At 68.9% G+C, this 2909-nt stretch carries 4 protein-coding genes; 3 read left to right on the top strand and 1 reads right to left on the bottom strand.

What is annotated here, in order from left to right; all coding sequences use genetic code 11:
- Positions 1-14 precede the first annotated feature (14 nt).
- Positions 15-662 carry a ferritin-like fold-containing protein gene (locus LI92_RS20735; protein ID WP_082109834.1) on the top strand — a complete coding sequence of 216 codons (648 nt, stop codon included), beginning with the start codon at positions 15-17 and terminating at the stop codon, positions 660-662.
- Positions 663-808: 146 nt separating this feature from the next.
- A complete protein-coding gene (locus LI92_RS20730; RefSeq protein ID WP_046322249.1) occupies positions 809-1066 on the top strand; it encodes a DUF3107 domain-containing protein in 258 nt (85 codons plus the stop codon).
- Here the strand turns inward: LI92_RS20730 and fasR are convergent.
- The gene (gene fasR, locus LI92_RS20725; protein WP_046322248.1) at positions 1056-1742 is read right to left on the bottom strand and encodes an HTH-type transcriptional activator FasR; all 687 of its coding nucleotides are present in this window, start codon (positions 1740-1742) and stop codon (positions 1056-1058) included. The genes LI92_RS20730 and fasR overlap by 11 nt on opposite strands.
- Positions 1743-1945: 203 nt before the next feature.
- Between fasR and LI92_RS20720 the strand changes: the two genes are divergently transcribed.
- Positions 1946-2909, top strand: a 964-nt coding sequence (locus tag LI92_RS20720) for a DUF3152 domain-containing protein (protein WP_046322250.1), incomplete at its 3' end; no start/stop codon positions are given.

Raw genomic sequence — 2909 nt, 5'->3', positions numbered from 1 at the left:
GTCGGCAGCGTCAGATGTGTATAAGAGACAGTCCGGGTATCAACGAGCTTTTCGCGGCCCTGGCCTACGGCGAGGTGGCCGCGTTCTACCGGCTCACCGAGGAAGCTCGGATGGCACCCGATCTGCGTGGCCGGATCTCGATGGCGGCGATGGCCGCCGCGGAGATGGGCCACTTCGAGCTGCTGCGCGAAGCCCTCGAGCGCCGGAACGTCGACGTGGTGGCGGCGATGTCGAAATACGCCAGCGCCCTTGACAATTACCACCGGCTGACGATGCCCAGCACCTGGCTGGAGGCACTGGTCAAGACCTACATCGGCGATGCGCTGGCCGCCGATTTCTATCTGCAGATCGCCGACGGGCTCCCCGACGAGGTGGCCGACGTGGTGCGGGCGGTGCTCGCCGAGACCAAGCATTCGCAGTTCGTCCTGGAGGAGGTGCGTCGCGCGGTCACGGCCAGCGCCAAACAGCGCAGCCGGCTGGCCCTGTGGTCGCGCCGGCTGCTCGGCGAGGCGATCACCCAGGCGCAGTACGTGTTGGCCGACCGTGACGAACTGGCTGATCTGGTGGTGTCCGGCGCGGCCGGGCTGGCCCAGCTGGCCGGATTCTTCGACCGTCTGCAACAGACCCACGACGCGCGCATGCGCGAGCTGGGCCTGGCATGACCCGCGGCGCCGGTCGCGCTGCGCCGGCCCCCACCGGTCCGGCGTTCCGGCCCGGTATCTCCGAGGGCGAACAGCCGGAGCGCACCAACCCGGCGGGCGTCCACTAGCCTGCTTAGCAACGCCCAACGCGAACGAAAGGGGCCGGCGTGGAGGTCAAGATCGGGATTACCGACAGCGCGCGCGAACTGGTCATCTCCAGTGCGCAGACGCCCGATGAAGTCGAGAAACTGGTCGCTGACGCGTTGGCCTCCGGTGCCGAGAGCGCCGGACTGCTGTCTCTCACCGACGAGAAGGGCCGCCGCTTTCTGGTGCAGGCCGCCAAGATCGCCTATGTCGAGATCGGTGTCGCCGACAGCCGACGGGTCGGTTTCGGCATCGGTGCCGGCGAACCCGTCAGCGGGTAAGCGGCACGTGTGACAGGCCGCCCCAGGCGAAGGCCACCGTCCCGTCGACGGCGTCTTCCTTGGAGATCGGGCGGTCACTGTCCAGCCAGTACCGGGCGCAGTCCACGCTGATCGCGACCAGCCCCACCGCGACCATCCGGGCGCGGTGCGGGTCCAGGCCGGAGTCGTGGCTGACCAGGTCGAAGATCGCATCGATGCAGGACTCGGTGGCCACCCGCACCTGGACCGCGACCTGCGGCTCGGCGACGTTGTCGTTTTCGAAGATCAGCCGGTAGCCCTGGCTGTCGTGCTCGATGAAGTCGAAGAAGGCCTGCACCGCCGAGCGCAGCCGCTGCCGGTTGTCGGTCGTGGTCCGCAGGGCCTGACGCACACCGGAGACCAGGTTGTCCACGTGCCGGGCCAGCACCGCCAGGTACAGCTCCAGTTTCGACGCGAAGTGCTGATAGAGGATGGGCTTGCTGACGCCGGCCCGCTCGGCGATCTCATCCATGCCGGCCGCGTGGTAGCCGCGGTCGACGAAAACGTCACTGGCGGCGATCAGCAGCTGACCGCGGCGCTCGTCGCGGGGCAGGCGGCTGCCCCGGCGGGCGTTGGCAGCCGGCGCCTTGGCGCCGCCCCCGCGGCGGTCGGCCGGACCGGAGCCGTCTCGCTCAGCCGTGTCGATCGGTTTGCTCATCGACTCCTCAATCTGGTTCGGCCGGACGCCGGGGACGGGGCCCGCGACGGCCGGTGCGTGACAGCGAGACTACGCGCTGGGCCCGTCGCATCCACCAGCGACATCCGCTAAAGGGCTGTTGAAGGCCGTTTCGGACGCCTGGTGGGCCCCCTCCTGGCGTGCCTAAGAGTCCCAGCTCGCGCACCCTGTGCCATTCTGGGACGGTGACCTACGACCCGGGGCGGAGCGGTGGTCGAGCCCCGGTGCTGCGAGACCGCTTCCGCGAGCCGCTACGCGCCCAGCGCGACCCGCTGGCGGCCGGCGCCGGGCGGGTGCGGTCCGACCGAGACGTGCACCGCCAGTGGCGTAAACAGACCTGGCTGGGCAGATTCGTATCCACCTACGGTTGGCGCGCCTACGCGCTGCCGGTGCTCATGGCTCTGACCATCGTGGTGGTGTACCAGACCGTCACCGGTACGGGCGTGCGCACCCGCGCCGCCGACGACCAGGTGCAGGGGCCGCCGACCATCGGATCGGCCGGCACCTCGATCATCGGTGCACCGCCGCGTGGCCTGACCCAATTCGACGTCAACCTCCCGACCGGGGTGCTGCCCAACGGCGGCCCCTTCACCGAAGCCGGTGACATGACGTGGCGCGTCATTCCCGGTACGGAGCCGCCGTTCGGCCAGGGCGCCGAGAAGGTCTTCGCCTACACCATCGAGGTGGAGAACGGCATCGACACCACCGCGTTCGGCGGAGATGAGGCGTTCGCCCGGATGGTCGACCAGACGCTGCGCAACCCCAAGGGATGGACGCATGCGCCGCAGATCGGCTTTGTGCGGATTGACGGCAGCAGCCCGATCACCCCCGACTTCCGCATTTCGCTGACCTCGCCGATAACGGTCCGGGGAGGCTGCGGGTACGAGATCCCGCTCGAGGCGTCCTGCTACAACCCGTCCTACGGGGCAAGGTCGGAGCCTCGGGTGTTCATCAACGAGGCGCGGTGGGTTCGCGGGGCCGTGCCCTTCCAGGGCGACATCGGGTCCTATCGGCAGTATCTGATCAATCACGAGGTCGGTCACGCCCTCGGCTACCAGCACCATGAACCGTGCGAGAAGCAGGACGGGCTGGCGCCGGTGATGATGCAGCAGACCTTCGGAACATCCAACGACGACGCGGCGAAGTTCG

The organism is Mycobacterium sp. UM_Kg1 (assembly GCF_000972925.1).
GTDB classification, from domain to species: domain Bacteria; phylum Actinomycetota; class Actinomycetes; order Mycobacteriales; family Mycobacteriaceae; genus Mycobacterium; species Mycobacterium hiberniae.
The sequence above is the reverse complement of the archived record's forward strand: the minus strand, read 5'-3'. Positions and strand labels throughout refer to the sequence as shown.